General features: G+C 75.1%; 13 protein-coding genes. 8 read left to right on the top strand and 5 right to left on the bottom strand.

What is annotated here, in order from left to right; genetic code table 11:
- The first annotated feature begins 1 nt into the window (after window position 1).
- Genes ACIPXM_RS20285 through ACIPXM_RS20315 form a run of 7 tightly spaced genes read left to right on the top strand, consistent with a single transcriptional unit; the run spans window position 2 to window position 11,089 of the window.
- Complete coding sequence (locus ACIPXM_RS20285; protein ID WP_401657206.1) at window positions 2-1,681, top strand: glycosyltransferase family 4 protein; 1,680 nt, start codon at window positions 2-4, stop codon at window positions 1,679-1,681.
- Complete coding sequence (locus ACIPXM_RS20290) at window positions 1,678-4,143, top strand: lipopolysaccharide biosynthesis protein (protein WP_401657209.1); 2,466 nt, start codon at window positions 1,678-1,680, stop codon at window positions 4,141-4,143. The genes ACIPXM_RS20285 and ACIPXM_RS20290 overlap by 4 nt, the downstream gene beginning before the upstream one ends.
- Entirely contained in the window at window positions 4,140-6,083 is a 1,944-nt protein-coding gene (locus ACIPXM_RS20295) for a glycosyltransferase family 4 protein (protein ID WP_401657211.1), read from the top strand. Before ACIPXM_RS20290 ends, ACIPXM_RS20295 begins: the two co-directional genes overlap by 4 nt.
- Window positions 6,056-6,985 (top strand): PIG-L deacetylase family protein, encoded by a 930-nt coding sequence (locus tag ACIPXM_RS20300; RefSeq protein ID WP_401657213.1) that lies wholly within the window; start codon window positions 6,056-6,058, stop codon window positions 6,983-6,985. The genes ACIPXM_RS20295 and ACIPXM_RS20300 overlap by 28 nt, the downstream gene beginning before the upstream one ends.
- Window positions 6,982-8,577 (top strand): hypothetical protein, encoded by a 1,596-nt coding sequence (locus ACIPXM_RS20305; protein ID WP_401657215.1) that lies wholly within the window; start codon window positions 6,982-6,984, stop codon window positions 8,575-8,577. Before ACIPXM_RS20300 ends, ACIPXM_RS20305 begins: the two co-directional genes overlap by 4 nt.
- Window positions 8,574-9,677: a glycosyltransferase family 4 protein gene (locus ACIPXM_RS20310; protein ID WP_401657217.1), complete on the top strand. Its 1,104-nt coding sequence runs from the start codon at window positions 8,574-8,576 to the stop codon at window positions 9,675-9,677. The genes ACIPXM_RS20305 and ACIPXM_RS20310 overlap by 4 nt, the downstream gene beginning before the upstream one ends.
- Complete coding sequence (locus tag ACIPXM_RS20315; RefSeq protein ID WP_401657219.1) at window positions 9,674-11,089, top strand: beta-galactosidase; 1,416 nt, start codon at window positions 9,674-9,676, stop codon at window positions 11,087-11,089. The genes ACIPXM_RS20310 and ACIPXM_RS20315 overlap by 4 nt, the downstream gene beginning before the upstream one ends.
- Here the strand turns inward: ACIPXM_RS20315 and ACIPXM_RS20320 are convergent.
- The 4 genes from ACIPXM_RS20320 to ACIPXM_RS20335 form a co-directional block, all read right to left on the bottom strand.
- On the bottom strand, window positions 11,007-11,750 hold the full coding sequence (locus ACIPXM_RS20320; protein WP_401657221.1) for a class I SAM-dependent methyltransferase: 744 nt from the start codon (window positions 11,748-11,750) through the stop codon (window positions 11,007-11,009). The genes ACIPXM_RS20315 and ACIPXM_RS20320 overlap by 83 nt on opposite strands.
- A complete protein-coding gene (locus ACIPXM_RS20325) occupies window positions 11,747-16,435 on the bottom strand; it encodes an aminotransferase class I/II-fold pyridoxal phosphate-dependent enzyme (protein WP_401657223.1) in 4,689 nt (1,562 codons plus the stop codon). Before ACIPXM_RS20325 ends, ACIPXM_RS20320 begins: the two co-directional genes overlap by 4 nt.
- Before the next feature lie 160 nt (window positions 16,436-16,595).
- Window positions 16,596-16,916: a putative quinol monooxygenase gene (locus ACIPXM_RS20330; RefSeq protein WP_401657225.1), complete on the bottom strand. Its 321-nt coding sequence runs from the start codon at window positions 16,914-16,916 to the stop codon at window positions 16,596-16,598.
- Between the two features lie 108 nt (window positions 16,917-17,024).
- Entirely contained in the window at window positions 17,025-17,867 is an 843-nt protein-coding gene (locus ACIPXM_RS20335) for an IclR family transcriptional regulator (protein WP_401657227.1), read from the bottom strand.
- Window positions 17,868-18,189: 322 nt separating this feature from the next.
- Here ACIPXM_RS20335 and ACIPXM_RS20340 point away from each other — a divergent pair, with 322 nt between their 5' ends.
- Window positions 18,190-19,989, top strand: coding sequence for a VanW family protein (locus ACIPXM_RS20340; RefSeq protein WP_401657229.1), 1,800 nt, complete (start codon window positions 18,190-18,192; stop codon window positions 19,987-19,989).
- A gap of 66 nt (window positions 19,990-20,055) precedes the next feature.
- On the opposite strand, the gene ACIPXM_RS20345 is transcribed toward ACIPXM_RS20340, so the two are convergent.
- Entirely contained in the window at window positions 20,056-21,447 is a 1,392-nt protein-coding gene (locus ACIPXM_RS20345; RefSeq protein ID WP_401657231.1) for an MFS transporter, read from the bottom strand.
- Between the last annotated feature and the right edge of the window lie 78 nt (window positions 21,448-21,525).

Genomic DNA, 21,525 nt, shown 5'->3' on the forward strand with positions numbered 1-21,525 from the left:
GATGAACTCCGTGACCCACCAGCCCGCCCCCGGCACCGCCCCCGCCCCTGGCCCCGCCGGTGACGCCGTTCCCGGCGCCGGAACCGCCCTCGACCGGCTCGCCCGCCTCGACATCGCCTTCCTCAACTGGCGTGACCCGTGGCATCCGGAGGCGGGCGGCGCCGAGGCGTACGCGCACGAGATCGCCCGCCGGTTCGCGGCGGCCGGGGCGCACGTCACGTTCGTGTCGGCCCGCTATCCGGGCGCGGCGGCGCGCGAGGTCCGGGACGGCATCCGGATCGTGCGCGGCGGCGGCACCTTCGGGGTGTACGCGGCGGCGGCCGGTCATCTGCTGCGCCACCGGCACGGCTACGACGCCGTGCTCGACTTCCAGAACGGCATCCCGTTCTTCTCGCCGCTGTTCACCCCGCGCTGGACCGCCGATCTGTGCGTCATCCACCACGTCCACCAGGAGCAGTTCGCCGTACGCTTCGGGGGCCCGCTGAGCGCCGTCGGGCGGGTCCTGGAGAAGCAGGTCAGCCGCCGGGTCTACCGGGGGCGGCCGATCGTCGTGGTGTCGCCGTCGACCCGCGAGGGGGCCCGCCGTGAACTCGGCTTCGGCAACCCGCTGCACATCGTGCCCAACGGCTGCCCGGCCGGTGCCCCGGCGGCCCCCGACGGCACCCCCGCGTCCGCGGCCTCCGACCGGCCCTCGGCAGCCGACCCGCCGACGCTGGCCGTGGTCAGCCGGCTGGTGCCGCAGAAGCGGGTGGACCTGCTGGTACGGGCGCTGCCCGCGCTCCGCGAGCGGTTCCCCGGGCTTCGGCTCGACCTGTGCGGCGACGGGCCCGAACTGGCCGCGCTGCGGGCGCTGGTGGGGCGGCTCGGGGTGGCGGACGCGGTGACCTTCCACGGCCATGTGAGCGACGCGCGGCGCGCGGAGCTGTTCCGGCGGGCCTGGCTGACGGTGGTGCCGTCGGCGGCGGAGGGCTGGGGCCTCACCGTGATCGAGGCCAACGCGGTCGGCACGCCCGCGCTCGCGTACGACGTGCCGGGGCTGCGGGACGCGATCCAGCCGGGCGTGAACGGCTGGCTGATCGGCGACCCCGCACGTACCGGGACCGCCCAGGGCCGCACCCATGATCTCGTCACCGGACTTGTCGACGGCGTCGCGGCGGCGCTCGGCGAACTCGCCGACCCGGCCGCCCGCGCCCGGGCCGCCGCGCGCTGCCGGGCCTGGGCGGCGGCCTTCTCCTGGGACGCCAGCGCCGAACGCCTCGCCCAGGTCGTCCTGGAGGAGGTGCACCGGGTGCACCGGCACCGGCGGTCCCGGCGCGGGGCGAACGACCTCGCCGTGCTGTCCCGGTTCACCCCGCCCGACGCCGACGCCACCGAGCGGGCCGCCCGCGACGCGCTGCGCCAGACCGACACCTGGCACCGCGAGGGCGACGCGTTCCAGGTGCTGCTGCACGGCTGCGACGAGGTCCAGGCGCTCACCGCGCTCGCCCGGCTCGGTGTCGCCGACGCGACCGTCACCCTGGCCGGGGCCCGGGACGTCCTGGTGGGCGGGCCGTCCCGGCGCCTCACGGACCCCGCACCGGTGCCGGAACCCGGCACGGCACCCGGCAGCGGCAGCGGCGGCGGCAGCGGCACGGACACCGCGCGGACACCCTCGACCGGCCCGGAGGCGAACGGGTCATGACCTCCGCCGCGCCCGTCGCCCGCCGCGCGCCCGTCCCGCCGGACGAGGTCACGGCGGTGCGCGGGGCGCGCTGGATCGCCACCGCCGCCGTCACGGTCGGTGTCCTCAACTATGCGTACGCGCTCGCGCTCACCCGGCTCCTGGACGTGGCCGACTACGCCGTGTTCGCCGCCGGGCAGGGCCTGGTGGTGTGCGCGGCGGCGGTGGCCGTGGTCACCGTGCCGTGGATGCTGGCGCAGGCCCTGGCGCGGGCCCGGTCGGAGGCCGAACGGACCGAGGCGGTGCGGTTCGCCGTGGTCACCGGGGTGGCGGGCGGGCTGCTCGCGGCGCTGGTGGTGGCCACGGTGGCGGGGCAGTTCGCGAGCGCGCCGACGGCGCTCGTGGTCGCCGCGGCGACCTTCCTCATCTATGTCACCCGGGTCAGCGCCGGCTGGCTCCAGGGCACCGAACGGCTGCGCACCCTCGGCCTGCTGACCACCGCAGAGGCGGTCCTCAAACTGGCCGTGGGCCTGCTGTTCGTCGCCGTGCTCGGCCTCGGCGCGCCGGGGGCGCTCGCCGCCTTCGCGGTGGCGGTGCTGCCGTACGCCTTCTTCCGGCCGCGCCGCGGCCCTGCTGCCGGGCGTCCGGCCGCCGACGGTCCGGTGACCCGCCCGGACGCCTGGCTCGCGACGACCGCGAACCGCGCGCTGTGGCGGCGGGCGGTCGGGGTGGCCTCGCTGCAGGGCGTGGTCGCGCTGATGGCGGCGGTCGACGTGATCCTGGTGGCGGTGCTGCCCACCGACCGTGCGGCGGCGGCGAGTTACCAGGCCGCCGTGATGCTGGGCCGGGTGCCGCTGTTCCTCGCGGGCGCGGTGTCGATCGCGTTCCTGCCCGCGCTGTCCCGGCGCCGCGCGGGCACCCCGCTCGCGGGCGCGGCGCTGCGGATGTACCTCACGGTGGCCGTGCCGCTGACCGCGATCGCCGCGACCGTCCCGCAGGGCATCCTCGACCGGGTCTTCCCCGCCGGGTACGACCAGGTCGGCACGCTGCTCACGCTCACCGCCGTCACCGGTCTCGCGCTCGGCGCGCTGACCCTGCTCGTCACCTTCTGCCAGGCCGTCAACGACTACGGCTGCCTGCGCCCGCTGATCGCGGGGCTGCTCGGGTACGTGGCCGGGCTCGCGGCCGGCTGGTCGGCGGCCGGGGTCCTCGGCATGGCGGTCGGCGGGATGTGCGGCACGCTCGCGGCGCTCGCCCTGTTCACCGTGCGCCACGCGCGCCGGTACGGCTTCGGTCTCCACGGCGACGAGGGTGCCGGTGCCGGGGCGGGATCCGGCGCGCGCCTCGCCGTCCCCGTCACCGCGCTGTGGTTCCTCGGCGTCGCCGCCGCCCTGGTCCTGCTGCGGCCGCTGCCGGTGGCCTGGCTCGGGGTGGCGCTCGCGGTCACCGCGGTCGTCCTGCGGTGGTTCTTCGGGCGGCGCAGCGACCCGACCGGCGAGACGGCGGCGCCGTCCACGGAACCCGGGGAGCACGGCGGGCCCGGGGAACACGACGGGCCCGGGGAACACGACGGGCCCGGCGATCCGGCGGCACGGATCCTGCTCGACGCGGTCTGGCACGGGCGCCCGGGTCCGGCGACCGACGCGGAGCTCGGGGCCGCTCTGGCGCTCGCCCGCCGCAACCAGGTCGAGGGCGTCCTCGCCCGTGCCTACCCGGACCGGCTGGCCGCCACCGGCACCGAAGTGGCGGCGGCCACCGCCCTGTTCCGCCGCAGGCTGACCGAGGCCACGGCCCGGCTCGACGCGGCGGGCGTCCCCGTCGTGCTGATCAAGGCGGACCTGTCGGGCGACTACGTGTACGGCAACTTCGACCTGGTGGTGCCCGCCGGTTCCTGGCGGCGGGCGCAGGACGCGCTCGCGGGCTGGTCGGTCCGCCGGGAGACCTACTGGCTGGAGCGCTCCAGCAAGGTGCTGCTCGCGCCGCCGACCGGACCCGCGGCCCATCTGCACCGCGCGGTCTGCTGGTTCGGGGTGCCGGTGGTCCCGGCGGAGCGGCTCTTCGACCGGGCGGTGCCCACCACCGAGGGCCTATGGCTCGTCCCGCCGCCCGCCGACCGGCTGCGGATCTGGCTGGCCCACGCGCTGTTCCAGAACCTGACCTTCGACCTGTCCGAACTCCTCGCGCTCCGCGCCCTGGCCCGCCCCGGGCTGATCGCCGAGGCGCGCGCCGAGGCGGCCCGCGAGGGCTGGGCCGACGGGGCGGACCGGGCCCTGGCGTGTGCCCGGGAGGCCGTGGACCGGCTCGACCGGGGCGAGCCGGTACCGCTCCCGCTGCCGCTGCCGGTCGGAACCTCGCTGCGGGCCGGGGCCGAGCACGCGGGGCATCTGCTGGCCCGTGGCCGAGCCCGGGCGGCCGTGCGCGAGGCGGGACTCCGGGTGCCGCTGGTGATCACCAAGCGGGTACGGCGGAGGGCGGTGCCGTGACCAGGACCCCCGGCGACCCGGCACCCGGCCCCCGCCGCGACCCGAGCCCGAGCGCCAGCCCCGGCCCCCGCACCGTCGCCGCTGCCCAGGCCCGGACCCGTACGGGTATCCGTACCCGCCCTCGTCCTCGTACGGGACTTCTCGTCGCCGTCTCCGGCCCCGACCACACCGGGAAGTCGTCCCTGGTGCGGGCGCTCGCCGCGCTGCTGCGGCGGCGGGGTTTCGCGGTGGCGACCGTGCACTGCTACGGCTGTGTGCTGTGCCGATGGTTCCCGGTTCCCCCACGGGTGAGGGATGCGGGGGAACCGGGCGGACCGGGCCGGCGGGCCACGCGTCCCGAGCGCCGGGGATCGTGGTTCCGCCGTGCCCATGGGCTGCTGGACGCCGGTGAGCTGGCGCTTCGGCTCCGGGTGGCCCGGCTCGGCCTGGCGGTCGTGGCCCGGGGCCGGCCGAGCGTGCTGCTCACCGACCGGGGGCCGCTGGACGGTCTGGTGAAGTTCGATCTGCCGCCGGGGCACGGGGCCGCCCGCCGGTTCGCGGCGCTCGCCGGGCGCTACGACCTGACCCTGCTGCCGGAGACCCGGCCCGGCACGCTGACGGGGCGCGGCTGGGAGCGGCGGACCGGCTCGCCCGCCGTGTGGTGGGCCCGGCACCGGGACTGGGCGGCGCGGCTGCCCCGGGTGGTGCGGCTGGACGGCGAACGGCCGCCCGCCGAGCTCGCGGAACGGGCGCTCGCGCAGGTCCTGGGCGCCGGTCCCGGCCCCGTACCGGAGCCGCCCGACGACCCGCCCCGCAAGCGGGTGGTGGTGTCCATCTACGACGACGCCGAGAACTCCGACTACCGGGGCGGCGGCGCTCTGGTGGTGGAGAAGCTGGCCCGGCGGCTGGCCGCCGAGTACGACGTGACCGTGGTGACGGCGGGCCGTTCGGCCGGGAGCGAGCTGCGCGGCGGGGTGCGTTATGTGCGGCTGCCGGTGTGCCGGGCGGGGCCGCGCGCCGGGCAGCTGCTGTTCCTCGCGCTGCTGCCGTTCGCGGCCCGCCGGATCCCGCACGACGTGTGGCTGGAGAGCTTCACGCCGCCGTTCTCGACGAGCTTCCTGCCGCTGGTGTCGCGCGCCCCGGTGGTCGGGATCGACCAGGGTCGCAGCGCGGAGGCGCTGTGGCGCCGCTACCACGTGCCGTTCTTCCTGGTGGAGCGGATCGGGCTGCGCTGCTACCGGCACATCGTGGTCCTGAACGAGGCCGACGCCTCGGCGGTGAAGCGGCTCAGCCCGCACGCCGACGTGCAGGTGATCGCCAACGGGGTGGAGCCGCGGCAGCTCGACGACGCCCGGCTCGGCAGCGGCGACTCGATTCTCTTCCTGGGCCGGATCGACGCCTGGGTCAAGGGGCTCGACCTGCTGCTCGACGCCTACGCGACCACCCGGCCGCCGATGGAACTGGTGCTCGCGGGCAGCGGCACCGCCGCCGAGGAACGGCGGCTCGCGCAGCGGCTCGCCGAGTTCGGCCCCGGGGTGCGCTGGGTGGGGTACGCGGACGAGGAACTGAAGCGGCGGCTGCTGCGGGACAGCGCGTTCCTGGTGCTGCCGTCGCGGCACGAGACCTTCGGTCTGGTCGCGCTCGAAGGGATGTCGTACGGGAAGCCCGTACTGCACTTCGACCTGCCCGCGCTGCGCTGGATGCGGGGCGGCGGCGACGTGGCCGTACCGGCGTTCGACACGGCGGCGTTCGGCGAGCGGATGCGGGCCCTGGCGGCTGATCCGGCGCTGCGGCGACGGCTCGGGCGGCAGGCCGGGCTGGCCGCGCAGCACTACACGTGGGACGAGATGACGGGCCGCTATCTGGCGCTGACCCGCCGTCTGGTGGAGGGCCCCGCCCGGCCGCGGCGGCCCCGGAAGGAGCGGAGAGTGCCATGGCAGACACCCCAGTCGCCGCGCTGACCGCGGCCGGGACGCTCGCCGCGGTCACCGCGCTCGCGGCGCCGCGCCGGGCGGCCGGGGCCGCCGGCGCCGGTGCCCCCGGTGAGGTCCTGGTGCTCTCGCCGCATCCGGACGACGCCGTCCTCTCCTGCGGCGCGCTGCTCACCGCCCTGCTCGATCCGCGTGCCGCGCTCCCGGTGCGGGTGACGGTCCTCACCGTGTTCACGGAGGCCGGGCCGCCGCCGTACACCCTGTCGGCCCGCCGCTTCCTGCGGCTGTGCGGCGCGGTGGACGCGGCGGAGCTGTACGCGGAGCGGCGCGCCGAGGACCGGGCGGTGCTTGGGCGGCTGGGCGTCGCCCGGTTCCACGCGGGGTTCGTGGACGGGCTGTTCCGCCGCGACCCGGCGCCGGGCGCGGTGCGCCGCCGGGCGGCGCGGCTCGTGCCGGAACTGGGCCAGATCTACCCCACGTACCGGCTGCATCTGGTCCGTGGCGGGATCTCGCCCCGGGACGCGGGGACGCTGCGCCTGGTCACGCACACCGTGCGGGACCTGCTGGCGCCGGGCCGTGGCGTGCTGTTCGCGCCGCTCGGGGTGGGCGGGCACGCGGACCATCTCCTGGTGCGGACGGCGGCCGAGCTGACCGGGCTGCCGGTCCTCTATTACAGCGACTTTCCGTACAACACACGGACCGGGACGGCGATCGGGGCGGGGGCCGGGGCCTCGGCAGGGGCCGGTGCGCGGGAGGGCCGGTTCGACGACCGGCTCGACGCCAAGGCCGAGCTGCTGCGGGGCTACCGGACCCAGTTCCCCGGCCTTTTCCCGGACGGCACGGTCCCGCTGGTCCCCGAGGTGTACGCGCTGCCCGCCGGGGCGGCGCTGCCGCGACGGGCGGCGAGCCCGGCGCCGGGAGGTGCGTCATGAGCCGCTCCGAGGCCCCGCCGGTGGCCGGGACCACCGCCCCGCGCCCGGCGGAACCGCCACCCACGCACCGGCGGCCGGCCCGCCGGGTGCCGCTGTGGGGGTACGCCCTCGGCGCGGCGGTGCTCACGGTGACGCTGCGGCTGGTCCTGGTGCGCCGGGCGGGCGATGTGTTCGTCGACGAGCTGATCTACCAGGAGCTGGGCCGCAGCGCCGGGCACGGCGGCTTCCCGAGCACCAGCGAAGGGCTGTTCTTCCTGCATCCGCCCGGCTTCTTCTATCTGGAGGCGGGCTGGATGCGGCTGGTCGGCGAGCACCAGGACGTGATCGCCGAGGTGCATTCGCTCCGGGTGCTCAACGCGCTGCTCGCGGGGGTGACGGCGGCGCTCCTGGTGGTCCTGGTGGCGCGGGTGCGGTCGGTCCCGGCCGGGGCGGTGGCCGGACTGGTCTTCGCGCTCGACCAGTTCGCGATCCGGCAGAACAACCGGGTGCTCCTGGAGACCGGCACCATGATGTGGGTGCTCGCGGGACTCCTGGTGCTGATCCCGCTGTGCCGCCCGGGGGCGTCCGGCCGGGACCGGCCGCGCGCGCTGCTCGGCGGGCTGCTGTTCGGCCTCGCGATCCTGACCAAGGACCACTCCACGCTCATCACCGTCCTGCCGCTGCTCCTGGCGCTGCTGCTCGGCTGGGGCCCGCCGCGCCGGCTGACCGCCGTGGCGCTCGGCGGCACGGTCGTGCCGTACGCGGTGTACGTGTCGGTGGTGGCGGGATCCGGCCACTTCCCGCAGTTCTGGGACGAGAAGACGTACGGCCTGCGGCGGCTCCTCGGGATCACGCAGGAGACCGGGTTCAACTCCCCCGGCACACCGTCGCTCGCCGGGCGGCTCGCCGCCGAACTCCCCGGCTACGCGACCACCTACCTGCTGCTCGCCCTGACGCCGGTGGCGCTGGTGCTGCTGCTGCGCCGCCGGGAGCCGGTGTACCGGCTGCTCGCGCTGTTCCACGCCTCGGCGATCGTCACCCTCGGCTACGCGCTCGGCATCGGGACCCTGGAGGAGCAGGCGCTGTACCTGCTGTTCGTGCCGAACCTGGTGGCGCTCGCGGTGACCGTACGGGTGCCGCGCGCCCGGCCCGCGCCGCGGGCCATGATGGTCACCGTGATCGTGGCGGCGCTGGTGGCGCCCGCCGTCGTGTACGCGCGGGAGCGCGGCACACCGGACGACGGGTTCGTGAAGCTGAGCGCCTATCTGCGGGCGCACGTCCCGGCGGGCAGCGGCATCGTGACCGTCGACGGGCAGAAGACCAGGGGCGTGACCTCCTGGGCGCTGAGCGACCGCTACCGGCTCGGCCACTGGGTCACGCCCGCCGAACGGGCCGCGCACCGCGCCGACTATCTGATCGTGCCGTGGAAGGTGATCGAGCAGGGGTACGGGCGTTCGCCGGTGAACGAGGTGCGGCAGCTCACCGCCGGCGCGCGGCTGCTGTTCGCGGTGCGCGGGCACACCTACGGGACGCTCGCGCTGTACGAGCTGCCGCCGGTGCCGCCGCTGTCGGCGGTCCGGGCCGCGGTGGGCACGGGGGTGGGGCCGGGATGAGTGTCAGCCCGCGGCGGCCCCGCGTCCTCCTCCTGACCAGCAGTCCGCTGGACGGGGCGGACGGCGCCGATGTGCGGCTCGCGTCGGACGTGCTCGGGGCGCTGCCCGACGTCGAGTTCACCTGGTTCGCGCAGTGGCCGCACCGGCGCGGCCGGCCGCCGCCGTACGGCCTTGGCGGGCGTGCGGTACGGATCCTGTCGTGGGACGGGATGCCGCACCTGCCCGAGCGGGCGCAGGCGGCGCTGGCCGGGGCGGTGGCGGCGCGCCGCTGCGATCTGGTGCACGCGTTCCTGACGGTGGGGCGGACGTTCCCGGCGTTCTCCTGGCTGCGGCCGGTGCTGCTCGGCGCGCGGCCCGTGGTGCACACGGTGCCGGGGGTGATGGACCCGCGGCTGCTCGCGCGGACCCGGCCGCTCGGCACCACGGTCGCGCTCTCGGAGTCGATGGCGCGGCGGCTGCGGGCCGCGGACTTCGGGGATGTACGGGTGATCCCGCCGATGCTCCCGCTGGAGCGCTGGCCGTCCCGGCCGCGGCCCGCCGGACTGCCCATGGTGCTGTACGCCGGGCATCACGATCCGGGGGGCGGCGCGGAGACGGCGATCGACGCGGCGGCCGAGGCAGTGCGGGCGGGGGCGGAGTTCCGGCTGGTGCTCGCGATGCGCGGGCGGCCCGGGCAGGACCGGCACGGTCTGGCGGCGGCGCTGCGGGAGCGGGCCTCGGCGGCGGGGCTGCGGGCGGTCGAGGTGCGCGGCTACGTCGACGACATGCGGGACCTGATCACGGCGGCGCACGTGCTGCTGTTCCCGCCGACGACGATCGGCGGCAAGGCGGACATCCCGTTCACGGTGCTCCAGGCGCTGGCCACCGGACGGCCGGTGATCCTGAGCGATCTGCCGCAGTTCGCGGACTTCGGCAACGCGGTGCTGCGGGCCCCGGCGGGCGACGCGCGGCGCACGGGACAGCAGTTGGCGTGGCTGCTCGGTCAGCCGCGGTCGTGGGAGGTGCTCGCCGAGCGGGGCCGGGCGGCGGTCGAGGAGCGCTTCGGGCCGGAGCGGTTCGCCGCCCGGTACGCGGCCCTGTACCGGGAGCTGCTGCCATGAGCGCGGGGCGGCGGCGGGCCTGGTCCGCCGGGCTGACCGGGGCGCTGGTGGTGCTCGCCGTGCTCGCGCTGGTGGCGGCCGGGTTCGGGGTGTTCCGGCAGGCCGTCGGGGGCGGCGGGACGGCGGGGGCGGCGGCGGGGCCCGGGCACCGGTTCGGCACCTTGCAGACGGCGCCGGAGCGGGCCGCCGAGGAGTACGCGCACGGGCTGCGGATCGCGCATCTGCAGATCGACTGGGCCCGCTTCGAGCCGGAGCGGGGGGTGTACGACGAGGGGTACGCGCGGGAGGTCAGGGACCGGCTGCGGACCTTCCGGGACGCCGGTCTTGAGGTGGAGGCCGGGCTCGGTCTGAACCATCCGCCGGACTGGCTGGCCGACGCCTACCCGGAGTCGGTGTGGCGCGACCAGTACGGGGACACCTCGACGGCCGTGCCGAACATCGTGTTCAGCGCCCCGGTACGGGACGAGGTCGGCCGCTACGTCCGGCGGGTCGCGGAGCGGATCGGCCTGGACGGGGTCGCGGCGATCCGGGTCGGCATCGACGAGAACGGTGAACTCGGCTATCCCCGTGCGGTGTCGGACGGCCGCGCCACCGGCTCGTTCTGGGCGTACGACCCGCACGCCCAGGCGGCGAGCCCGTACCCGGGCTGGCGGCCCGGCGAAACCACCTACCGGGGCGCGCCGTTCGGCGAGGACCAGGTCACCCGCTGGTACGAGTGGTACCTCGGCGAGCTGGCCGACGCCGTCGACTGGCAGCTCGGCCTGTTCGGCGAGCTGGCGCCGCGGGCCGAGCTCAAGGTCCTGGTGCCGGGCGCCGGTTACTACCCGTCCGACTACCGTAGGGCCGTCTCCCACCACCTGGACGACGACCACACGGCCCGGCTGATCGGGCGCGGCATCGGCCTGTTCCGTGTCCTCGGCCTGATCGGGCACGGCGACCGGGTCCATGTCGTCACCACCGCGCTGGTCGACGGCACCGGCAGTCCGGTCGACAACGGCTGCTCCCCGGCCGACCCGGCCCGGCTGCCGACCGCGTCCGACGCCACGGTCCGCGCCTGGTCCTCCGCCCGCTGGGTGGTGGCGGTGGCCCGGGCGGAGGGTTTCCGGCACATCGACGGCGAGAGCGCGGGCCAGCAGGTCGCGGCGTACCGGCCGGGCGTGATGGCGGCGGCGTTCCACCAGTTCGACAGTTGCGGACTGGGCGATCTGCTGTGGGCGTTCGACCACAACCTGTACGACGGGACGCCGGGATCGTCGCTCGCCGACTACACGCCGTGGGTGCGGGACCGGAGCGGGAGGCGGGTTGAGGCGGTTACCGTCACGGGGCCGGTCACGGCGGGCGGCGGGCGGTCAGCAGCAGGATGCCGGTGTCGCCGTACTCCGGAAGGGTGCGGTCCTTCGCGAGGCGGCTGATCCGCAGGTCGGTGGTGAGCGGCCCGAACACCTCGTGGAGGACGGCCTCGTCGACGGGGAGGGCGGGCCAGTACGGGCCTTCGCCGATGCGGTAGCTCGGCATGCGTTCCATGAAGGCGGCGACGAGGTGCCCGCCGGGCCGTACCGCGCGGGTGAACGCGGCGCAGAGCGTGGTGAATTCGGTGGGGTCCTCGGTGACGCTCTCGGCGACGAAGTTCATCGAGGCCGCGTCGTAGCCGCCGTCGGTCAGGTCCTCGGCGTCGCCGCGCACCACCCGGACCCGGCCCAGGGCCTCGTCGAGGGTGGCGGGGAGCGCCGGGTCGAGGGCCCGGCACAGCTGGTAGAACGGCTGCCAGGAGGCGTCGGGGCCGCCGGTCAACTGCCGGTACAGATACTCCCTGTTGGCGGCGCCGGGTTCGAGCGCGTCGATGTGACGGCTGGCGGCGGCCGCCAGCATCAGCGGGTAGAGGTTGGGGCCCGCGCCGAGTTCGAGGGTGCGGGCGAGGCCGCCGGGCGGGAAGCGGCGGTAGAAGCCGGAGTGGTGAGTGATCACCCCTCGGTCGATGTGGTGCAACTCCCGGTAGTTCTCGGCCAGATAGGCGGCGACGGGCCAGGCGTCCCAGTCGGCGTCCTGGTTGTGCCGGACCTCGGGGCCGGTCACCGGGACTCCCCCGGTCGCGGCGGGGCGCCCGTCACGGACAACGGGCGCTGGAGCGGGAAGCGGTGGGCGAGCCCGGTGAGTGTGTCGTTCAACTGACCGATCTCCTCGTCCGTGTTGGCGGCGGTGAGCTGGATGCGGAAGCCCACCCGGTCGCGTGGCACCAGCGGATAGCCGGCGAGGGTCACATAGATCCCCCGGTCCCACAGATATCCGGCGACCGCCGTCAGATCGGCGGCGTCGCCGAGCGGGATCTCCACGATCGGCAGCCCGTCGGTGTTGGGCGTGGCGACGCCGAGGGCCCGCAGATGGTCCAGGACGAGCGCCGTCTTGCGGTGCAGGTCGGCCCGCAGCGCGTCGCCGCGCCGCTCGTTGACGTCGAGCCCGGCGAGCGCGGTGGCCAGCGAGGCCGTCGGCGAGGGACCGGAGTACAGGTAGGGGGCGGCGGCCACCTTGAGGTGGTCCTTGAGGCGGCGCGGCACCGCGAGGAAGGCGAGCAGCGACGAGTACGCCTTGGAGAAGCCGCCGACCAGGACGATCCCGTCGTAGCTCTCGCCGAGGTGCCGCACCAGACTGTTGCCGCGCGCGCCGTACGGGCTGGTCTCGCCCGGACCGCGTTCCCCGATCACCCCGAAACCGTGCGCGTCGTCCACGTACAGCAGCGCCCCGTGGCGGCGGCAGATCCCGGCGGTGCCGCGCAGGTCGGGGAAGTTGCCGGTCATGCTGTTGACGCCGTCCATGCAGACCAGCCGGGGCACTCCGGCCGGGGTCTCGCGCAGCATCCGCTCCAGCTCCCAGGGCTGGTCGGCGCGGAAGCGGCGCAGCTCGGCGCCCTGGCCGCGGGCGACGACGCAGCCGTCGTAGATGGTGCGGTGCGCCTGTGCCTCCACGAACACCCGGCCGCCCGCGGCGAGCAGCGGGATCACCGACTGGTGGATCAGGGTGATGGTGGGCAGCAGCAGGGTGTCGGGGGCGCCGAGGAGTTCGGTGAGGCGTTCCTCGATGCGCGGGTAGAGGCGGGGGCTGCCGATCAGCCGGGACCAGCTGGGGTGGGTGCCCCAGGCGCGGACCTGCGGGTCGATGGCGGCCATGATCTCCGGGTCGAGGTCGAAACCGAGGTAGTTGCAGGACGCGAAGTCGATCAGCCAGTGGTCGCCGACCCGCAGCCGCCGCCCGTCGACGGCGTCGATCACGGCGTCGCACATGGGGCTGGTCCGCTTGAGCCGCTCCAGGTCCTGCCAGCGCGGCGCGTTGCGGGCGGCGACGGCGGCCGACGCGTGGGACGGCGCGGCGGTGCGCCCGGGGCCCGCGCTCCTGGCCCGGGCGGCGGCGGAACGGGAGAAGGCGGTGGAGGCGGTGGCCCCCGCCCCGGCGGGGGTGGCGGTGACGGCGGGGGCGGCGGGGCGCCGCCCGTCGAGGTGTCCCGGCCGCCGCCCGTCGACGGCCGGCGGCGTCCGGTGCAGGAACGTCTCGGCCTGGTGGGCGGTCATCGGCCGGGCGAACAGATAGCCCTGCCCGAAGCGGCAGCCCATGTCGGCGAGCAGGGCCCGCTGGTCCTCGTTCTCGATGCCCTCCGCGACGACCTGGAGGCCGAGGATCTCCGCGATCCGCACGATGCCCTCGACGAGGGCGACCTGCTGCCGGTCGGTGGTGATGTCGTCGATGAAGGTCTTGTCGACCTTGAGCACGTCGATGGGGAACTCGCGGAGGTAGCTGAGCGAGGAGAACCCGGTGCCGAAGTCGTCGATGGCGATGGACACCCCGAGGTCCTTCAGGGCCCGCATGGTGGTGCCGATCTGCTCGTCGCGCCGCATCAGGACCGACTCGGTGAGCTCCAGGACGAGCGAGCCGGGCGCGAGCCCGGTGGTGCGCAGGGTGCGCCGGACCACGTCGAGCAGCCCGGGGTCGCGGAACTGCCGGGCGGACACGTTGACGCTGGCGCGCAGCGCGGGTGTCCGGGGCCTGGCGCGCTGCCAGCGGGCGATGTCACGGGCCGCGTGGTCGAGCACCCAGGCGCCGAGCGGCATGATGTGGCCGCTCTCCTCGGCGAGGGCGATGAACTGGTCGGGCGGCACCATCCCGCGCCGCGCGTGCGGCCAGCGGATCAGCGCCTCGAACCCGGCGAGCGAGGCGTCGTCGACCTCGACGATCGGCTGGTAGCGCAGCGCGAAGGCGTGCTCGGCGATGGCGGTGTCCATGCCCGCCTGGAGTTCGTGCCGGTCGACGAGCCGCGAGTGCAGCTCCGGCCGGAACCGCCGCCAGCGCTTCTTCCCGGCCGCCTTCGCCGCGTACAGGGCGAGGTCGGCGTGGCCGAGGAGTTCCTCGGCGTGCGCGCTGTCGAGGACGGTGGCGACGCCGACGCTGGTGGACACCGACACGGCGCCGTCGGTGAGCTGGAAGGGCCGGCTGAGGGTACGGACGATCTCGGCGGCCAGCGCCTCGGCGTCGCCGGGTTCCCTGGCGCCCTCGATCAGCACGGCGAACTCGTCGCCGCCGAGCCTGGCGGCGGTGTCGGTGAGCCGCAGCACCGCGCCGAGCCGCCGGGCGACGGCGACCAGGAGCTCGTCGCCGACCGAGTGGCCCATGGTGTCGTTGACGACCTTGAAGTCGTCGAGGTCGACGAAGAGCATGCAGGTGAGGGTGGACTCGCGGCGGCCGCGCAGCAGCGCCCGTTCGATCCGCTCCAGGAGCAGCACCCGGTTGGGCAGTCCGGTGAGCGAGTCGTGGAACGCCCGGTGGGTGAGCTCGCGCTCCAGTTTCCGCTGCTCGGTGACGTCGCGGAGGGTCAGCACCAGGCCGTGCACGGTCTGTTCGGCCCGCAGGTCGCTGCACCGGACCTCGACCTCCAGGTCGGCGGCGCCGCCGTGCCGCAGCTTCCAGTCGTCGCGGGCGTCGGCGTTCCCCCGGGCCCGCACGTCGGCGAGGATCCGCAGGGCGCCGGCGGCGTCGCCGGGGGCGAGGAGTTCGGTGAGCGGGGTGCCGGGGAGCAGGGCGTGGCCGAACATGCTCTCCGCCGAGGGGCTCGCGTACCGGACGGTGTCGTCGTCGTCCACGATGAGGATGACGTCGGAGGTGTTGTGCACCAGGGTGCGGAAGTACGCCTCGCTGGTGCGGCGGCTGACTTCCTCGCTCAGCCCGAACCGCTCCAGGGCGAGCGCGGCCTGCGAGGCCAGCGACTGGGCGGGCCCGGCGATCTCGGCGAGCTTCTTCTCGGTCCCGGCGAGCAGCAGCACCCCGAGCAGCGGCTCGTCCCCGGCGGGCGCCGGGAGCGCGAGCGGACAGAGCAGGGCGTGGGTCTCGGGGGCGACGGCGGCGGCGAGGGCGGGGTCGAGGCGGGCGGGGGTGGGCGGGTCGGTCGGTCCGGCGGCAGGGGCTTCGGCCGGTCCCGGCGGTTCGGCCGGTCCTGGCGGTCCTACCGGCCCCGGCCGGGGGGTCTCCCCGGCGCCCGCCGGGAGCAACCGGCTGCCCTGGGCGAGCAGTTCGGGCCACGGCGGTCCGCCCGGCGCGGTCAGCTCCGTGACCTGGACGTGCCACGGCCGCCGCCCGGTCGACACGGCGGCGAGCCGGCCGCGCCGGTCGCGGGCGAGCAGCATGATCTGGTGCGCGGCCCCGGGCCCGAACAGGGTGGCGGCGGCGGTCTCGACGGCCGCGGCGACCTCGCGCGGGCTCAGGGCGGCGACCAGCGAGGCCGCGGCGACCCGCAGGCTGCGCTCGCGCGCCTCGGCCCTGCGATGGTCGGCCATCATGCCCCAGAGCCGTACGAGCACCAGCAGGAACATGATCGCGGAGAAGATCGCGATCACGCCGATGTCGTGGTCGGGGGCCTGGCGCAGTGACTGGAAAAGGAGCAGCACGGGCGCGATGAGCGAGGCGACGGCGAGCAGCACGAGGCGCCGCTCGGCCATGCCGGGCGCCGGTTCCGGGGCCAGTTCGGTCAGGCCGGTCATCGAGGGGTGCAGCGCGGCCATGCCCCAGGCGGTGAAGAACACCACCCAGCCGAGGTCCCACGGGGTGCCGACCTCCCAGGTGCCGCGCACCTGCTGGAGGCCGTACGCCACGTCGGAGAAGAGCATCCCGCAGGTGCCGACGGTGAGGTACTGCACGGCCCGGGAGCGCAGTCCGCCGGGCACGAGCAGCCGCGCCAGCATGGCCAGCATCAGTACGTCGCCGAGCGGATAGGCGATGGAGATCGTCTTCTGGATCCACGACATGGAGGGGTCGGTGGCCAGCGGGGTGATCAGGTTGACCCAGGAGAGCAGCGCGAGCCCCGAGGTGAGGATCAGCGCGTCGAGCGCGACGGCCAGGTCCCGCCCGGCGGCGCGGCGGCGGATGAACCCGTACAGGCCGATCGCGAAGAGCGGGTAGGTGACGAGGTAGAAGGCGTCGGCGACGGACGGGAACGGCCGGTCCTCGCCGAAGAAGGCTTCCAGGACGTTGTACGCGGTGTCCCCGGCGACGAAGGTGACGTTGGCGGCGGCCAGCACCAGCCAGGGCCAGCGGCGGGCGGGCCGGTACCGCCGGACGCCGGTGAGCAGCGCGGCGACACCGCTGAGCCCGATGAGCGCCCACAGCACGGTGTGCCGGGACGGCACCTGGAGGTAGGCCACGGTGACGCAGGCGACGAAGAGCAGATAGAGGACCGTCCAGCGGCGCGGTGGCGCGGTCCCGGACGGCTGTCGCAGCGGCATCGTGGACGCCCCCTCCGACGCGGAACGCCGTGGCACGCCAGGGCGGCGTGGACGGCGCAGACGTGGAACGTCGTGTCCGTCCAGTCTCGCGGGTACGGCGGGGCGGCGCACCCGCAGCCGGGGGTGCGGCGGCCGGGGCGGCCGGGGCCGGGGGCCCGGTTCAGCGGGCGAGTTCGCCCATCTCGCCCCAACCCTGCTGCGGGACCTCGACGTTGATGATCTCGGGGGTCGCGGCGATGGCCTCGCCCATGGTGGCGAGTCCGGCCTTGAAGTGGTCGGCGGCGACGTGCGCGGCGCCCGCCTCGGCGTCCCGGAACGCCTCCAGGAGCACGAACTGGTGCGGGTCGTCGACGCTGCGCGACCAGTCGAAGAACAGGTTGCCGGGCTCGGCGCGGGTGGCGGCGGTGAAGTCGGCGACGCGGTCGAGCCAGCCGTCGGCGTGCTCGGGGCGGACGGTGAAACGTACGGCGATGAAGATCATGCGCCCATGGTGGCGGCAGGACCGCCGCCCGGCCACCGCTGCGGCGCGGGATTCCGGCAGGGTCGGAATCGCGGGCGCGGGGTCGGGATCACGCGGCGGGATCGGGGATCACGGCCGCGGGGTCGGGATCACGGCGGTGAAGAGGGGTACGGCGCGGGCGAGGGCGGCCCGCAGCTCGCCGTGCCGCCGCCGGAAGTCGCCGGTCGGCAGGGACAGCGACAGCGCGAGCACGGCACCGGGGGCGGGTGCGCCTCCGTGGGCGGTGCCGCTCGGGTCCGGGGGCGGGGGCGGGAGGGTGGTCGCGAGGCAGGTGTACGCGGGGTCCGCCTCCCCCACCGAGACGGCGAAGCCCCGTTCGCGCACCCGGGCCAGCTCCGCCTCGAAGCGCTCGGGGCTGGTGATCGTACGGTCGGTGAAGCGGGCCATGCCGTGGTCGTCCAGGTAGCGGCGGCGGGCGGCCCGGGGCAGTTCGGCGAGCAGCGCCTTGCCGTGCGCGGTGGCGTGGGCGCGGGCCTCGGGGCCCGGCGTGAAGGGGTGCCCGGTGTCGGTGAGCGGCGCGGTGGTGTCGACGACGGTGATGGTGCCGTCGCGGTAGGCGGTGAAGTACGCCTCCGCCCCGGCAGTGCGGCGCAGGTGCCCGAGCAGTTCGGCGACGGGGCCGCCGCCGAGGCCGTGGTGGCGCTGGTAGGCGCGGTGCAGGGCGGGGACCCGGGGCCCGGGGACGTACCCCTCGGGGGTACGGGCGAGATGGCCGCGTGCGATCAGCGGGCCGGTGAGGTGGTAGACGGTCGAGAGCGCGCAGCCGAGGGTCCTGGCGAGCGCCTTGGCCCCGAGCGGCCGGTCGGCGTCGGCGACGGCGTCGAGGATGGCGAGCGCGCGGTCGACGGACGCGGGGCCGGTGGGGCCGGTGGGGGCGGTCGGGGCCTGGGGGCCGGTGGGGGGCGGGGGCACCGGGCCACCTTAATCCGTCGGCTCCGGGGCAGGTGAGAGGAGTGTCACCGCAGTAATAAATGGGACCATCTGGATCTTTCACCCCCATTCGGCGTACGGTCGAGAGATGCCCCGCACCCCGGCGGCGTCATGTCGCCCCGGGGATCTCCGGGGCGCCCCCTGTCTCGGGGCGGCGGCGTCCGAGGGCGTCCGGAGGGCCGGTCACGGCCCCCGACCGAGCCTGTCGAGCCCTGTCCGCTCCGTCGGCTCCGTTCGAATCTTGCCGAATCTTTCCGAATCTTTCCGTCGAGTCATCCGACTCCTCACCGCACCGGGAGGCTGTGTGCGCCGCTCCACGAACGACCGCACCGCCGCCGCGGGCTCCCACGGGCGCCGCGGCCACATACGCACGGCGGCGATCGCGACCGGTGTGGTCGCGGCCGTCGCCGGCGGACTGTACGTCGCCGGGCTCGTCACCGCCGGTGACGACATATCCGCGGGCACCAAGGTGAACGGCGTCGACATCGGCGGCCTGAGCCGTGCCGAGGCCGCCGCCCGGCTCAGCGCCTCGGCCCCCGACGCCTGGAAGGCGCCGATCCCGGTCACCATCGGTGACACCCGGGCCACGGTGGACCCGGCCGCGGCCGGGCTGACGGTCGACGTGGCGGCCACCGCGCAGCGCGCGGCGGACCCGGCGCGCGACCCGTTCACGGTGATCGGCCGGCTGTTCTCCTCCGGCAGTCGCGATGTCGAGCCGGTGGTCTCGTTCGACGCGACGAAGGCCGGGGCGGCGGTCGCGGAGACCGCGAAGAAGCACGACCGTGCCGTACGCGAGGGGTCGGTGGCGTTCAAGGACGGCAAGCCGGTCGTCACCGAGCCCCGCGAGGGCCGGAAGCTGGACACCGACAAGGCCGTCGAGGCACTGCGCGCCGCCTACCCGGGCACCGGCCCCGCCGTCGGGTCGGGCGGCGAGACGGGGGTCGCCCCGTCGGGCGCCGCCCCCGTGGTGCTGCCGGTCTCGGTGACCGAGCCGAAGGTCGGCAAGGCCGAGGTGTCGCGGTTCGTGAAGGAGTTCGCGGACCCGGCGGTCTCGGCTCCGGTGACCCTCACGGCGGGCGACAAGCGACTGTCGATCCCGGCGGCGACGCTCGGCGACCACCTGGACGTGAAGGCGGCGAACGGCCGGCTCACCCCGTCCCTCGACGCCAAGGCGCTGATGCGCGATCCCGACGTGGCCCGTCCGCTGAGCACCTTCACCGGCGCCCCGGTCGAGGCGCAGCTCGGGGTCCGCGACGGCAAGGTGGTCGTGGAGCGCGAGGGCCGCGCGGGCCGCGAGGTCACGGCGGACGCGCTGGGCGAGGCGGTGGAGCCGCTGCTCACGAAGCAGGGCACGACCGCCCGTACCGCGGCGGTCACGACCAAGGTCACCGAGCCGAAGGTCACCTCGAAGAGCCTGGCCGCGCAGGGCATCACCGAGCAGATGTCGACGTTCACGGTGAACTTCCCGTCCGCCCCGTACCGTACGACCAACATCGGGCGCGCGGTCGAGCTGATCAACGGCTCCGTGGTGCAGCCCGGCGACGTGTGGAGCTTCAACCGCACGGTGGGCGAGCGGACCAAGGAGAACGGTTTCGTCGACGGCACCATGATCATGGACGGCCAGTACCAGAAGGCGCCCGGCGGCGGTGTCTCGGCGGTGGCGACGACGATGTACAACGCGCTGTTCTTCGCGGGCGTCAAGCCGGTCGAGCACGGCGCCCACTCGTTCTACATCGAGCGCTACCCGGCGGGCCGGGAGGCGACGGTGGCGTGGGGCACCCTGGACCTGAAGTTCCGCAACGACTCGGGCAAGCCGATCTACATCAAGGCGAGTTCGACGGACAAGTCGGTGACGGTCAGCTTCCTCGGCACGAAGAAGTACGACTCGGTGGAGGCGGTCGCGGGCCCGCGCACCAACATCACGCAGCCGAAGGAGCGCCGCGACTCCAGCGCCAAGTGCGAGGTGCAGGAGCCGCTTGAGGGCTTCGACATCAAGGTCGAGCGGGTCTTCAAGAACGGCGGCCAGGAGGTCAAGCGGGAGAGCTACAACACCCACTACACGCCGCGCGACAAGGTGATCTGCGAGAAGCCGCAGAAGCCCTGACGCGGTCGGCGTACGGCGAAGGGCCCCGTTCCGGTACGACCGGAACGGGGCCCTTCGCCGTACGCGTCAGGCGTCGGCGCGGACCGGCCCCGCGGTGCGGGCGGCGGCCTCGCCGGTGACGTCGCCGAGGTCGCGGTCGCGGGTCTCGCGGGCGCAGCCGATGGCGACGACGGTGAGGAGCGCGGCGGCGATCACGTAGAGGGCGATCGGGGTCGAGCTGTCGTAGTCGGCGAGGAGCGCGGTCGCGATGAGCGGGGCGGGGGCTCCGGCGGCGACGGAGGAGAACTGGGCGCCGATGGAGGCGCCGGAGTAGCGCATCCGGGTCGCGAACATCTCGGAGAAGAACGCGGCCTGCGGTGCGTACATCGCGCCGTGCAGGACGAGGCCGACGGTGACGGCGAGCAGCAGGCTGCCGAAGGTCGCCCGGTCGATGAGGGCGAAGAAGGGGAACATCCACAGGCCGACGCCGACGGCGCCGATCAGGTAGACCGGGCGGCGGCCGATGCGGTCGGAGAGCGCGCCCCAGAGCGGGATGACGGCGAAGTGGACGGCGGAGCCGATGAGGACGGCGTTGAGGGCGGTCTGCTTGGTGAGGCCGACCTGGGTGGTGGCGTAGACGAGGATGAACGCGGTGATGACGTAGTACGAGATGTTCTCGGCCATCCGGGCGCCCATGGCGATCAGGACGTCACGCCAGTGGTGCCGGAGCACGGCGACCAGCGGCATCTTCTCGGTCTGGGTGGTGGCGGACGAGTCGGCCTTGCGCTCCTCGGCGGCGGCGAGGGCGGCCTTGAAGACGGGCGACTCGTCGACGGACAGCCGGATCCACAGGCCGACGATCACGAGGACGCCTGAGAGCAGGAACGGCACCCGCCAGCCCCACGAGGTGAACGCGGACTCCGAGAGCAGCGCGGTGAGCGCGGACAGCACCCCGGTGGCGAGCAGCTGCCCGGCGGGCGCGCCGGTCTGCGGCCACGAGGCCCAGAACCCGCGCCGCTTGGCGTCCCCGTGCTCCGACACGAGCAGCACGGCGCCGCCCCACTCGCCGCCGAGCGCGAATCCCTGCACCAGCCGCAGCGCGGTGAGCAGCACGGGCGCGGCGGACCCGACGGTGGCGTGGGTGGGCAGCAGCCCGATCGCGAACGTCGCCCCGCCCATCATCAGCAGGCTCAGCACGAGCAGCTTCTTCCGCCCGAGCCGGTCCCCGTAGTGTCCGAACACGAGCGCCCCGAGCGGCCGCGCGGCGAACCCGACGGCGTACGTCAGGAACGAGAGCAGCGTCCCGACGAGCGGGTCGGACCCGGGGAAGAACAGCTTGTTGAAGACCAGCGCGGCGGCGGACCCGTACAAGAAGAAGTCGTACCACTCGATGGTGGTCCCGATGAGGCTCGCGGCGACGATGCGCTTGAGCGAGCCGGGGGGTGTGGGGGACGCGGGGGCGGGAGTTGCGGCGGCCATGTGCACCACTTCCGAGCGGGGTGACGGGGACGAGTTCGTGTCGCCACACCGTAGAAACGCGCAGGTCGGTGGCGTATG

The organism is Streptomyces sp. NPDC090025, from assembly GCF_044748125.1.
Taxonomy (GTDB): domain Bacteria; phylum Actinomycetota; class Actinomycetes; order Streptomycetales; family Streptomycetaceae; genus Streptomyces.

Coding starts and splice junctions, on each gene's coding strand:
- ACIPXM_RS20315 (WP_401657219.1), top strand. CDS start 9,674: ATGAGCGCGGGGCGGCGGCGGGCCTGGTCCGCCGGGCTGACCGGGGCG.
- ACIPXM_RS20290 (WP_401657209.1), top strand. CDS start 1,678: ATGACCTCCGCCGCGCCCGTCGCCCGCCGCGCGCCCGTCCCGCCGGAC.
- ACIPXM_RS20285 (WP_401657206.1), top strand. CDS start 2: ATGAACTCCGTGACCCACCAGCCCGCCCCCGGCACCGCCCCCGCCCCT.
- ACIPXM_RS20300 (WP_401657213.1), top strand. CDS start 6,056: ATGGCAGACACCCCAGTCGCCGCGCTGACCGCGGCCGGGACGCTCGCC.
- ACIPXM_RS20330 (WP_401657225.1), bottom strand. CDS start 16,916: ATGATCTTCATCGCCGTACGTTTCACCGTCCGCCCCGAGCACGCCGAC.
- ACIPXM_RS20345 (WP_401657231.1), bottom strand. CDS start 21,447: ATGGCCGCCGCAACTCCCGCCCCCGCGTCCCCCACACCCCCCGGCTCG.
- ACIPXM_RS20310 (WP_401657217.1), top strand. CDS start 8,574: ATGAGTGTCAGCCCGCGGCGGCCCCGCGTCCTCCTCCTGACCAGCAGT.
- ACIPXM_RS20325 (WP_401657223.1), bottom strand. CDS start 16,435: ATGCCGCTGCGACAGCCGTCCGGGACCGCGCCACCGCGCCGCTGGACG.
- ACIPXM_RS20305 (WP_401657215.1), top strand. CDS start 6,982: ATGAGCCGCTCCGAGGCCCCGCCGGTGGCCGGGACCACCGCCCCGCGC.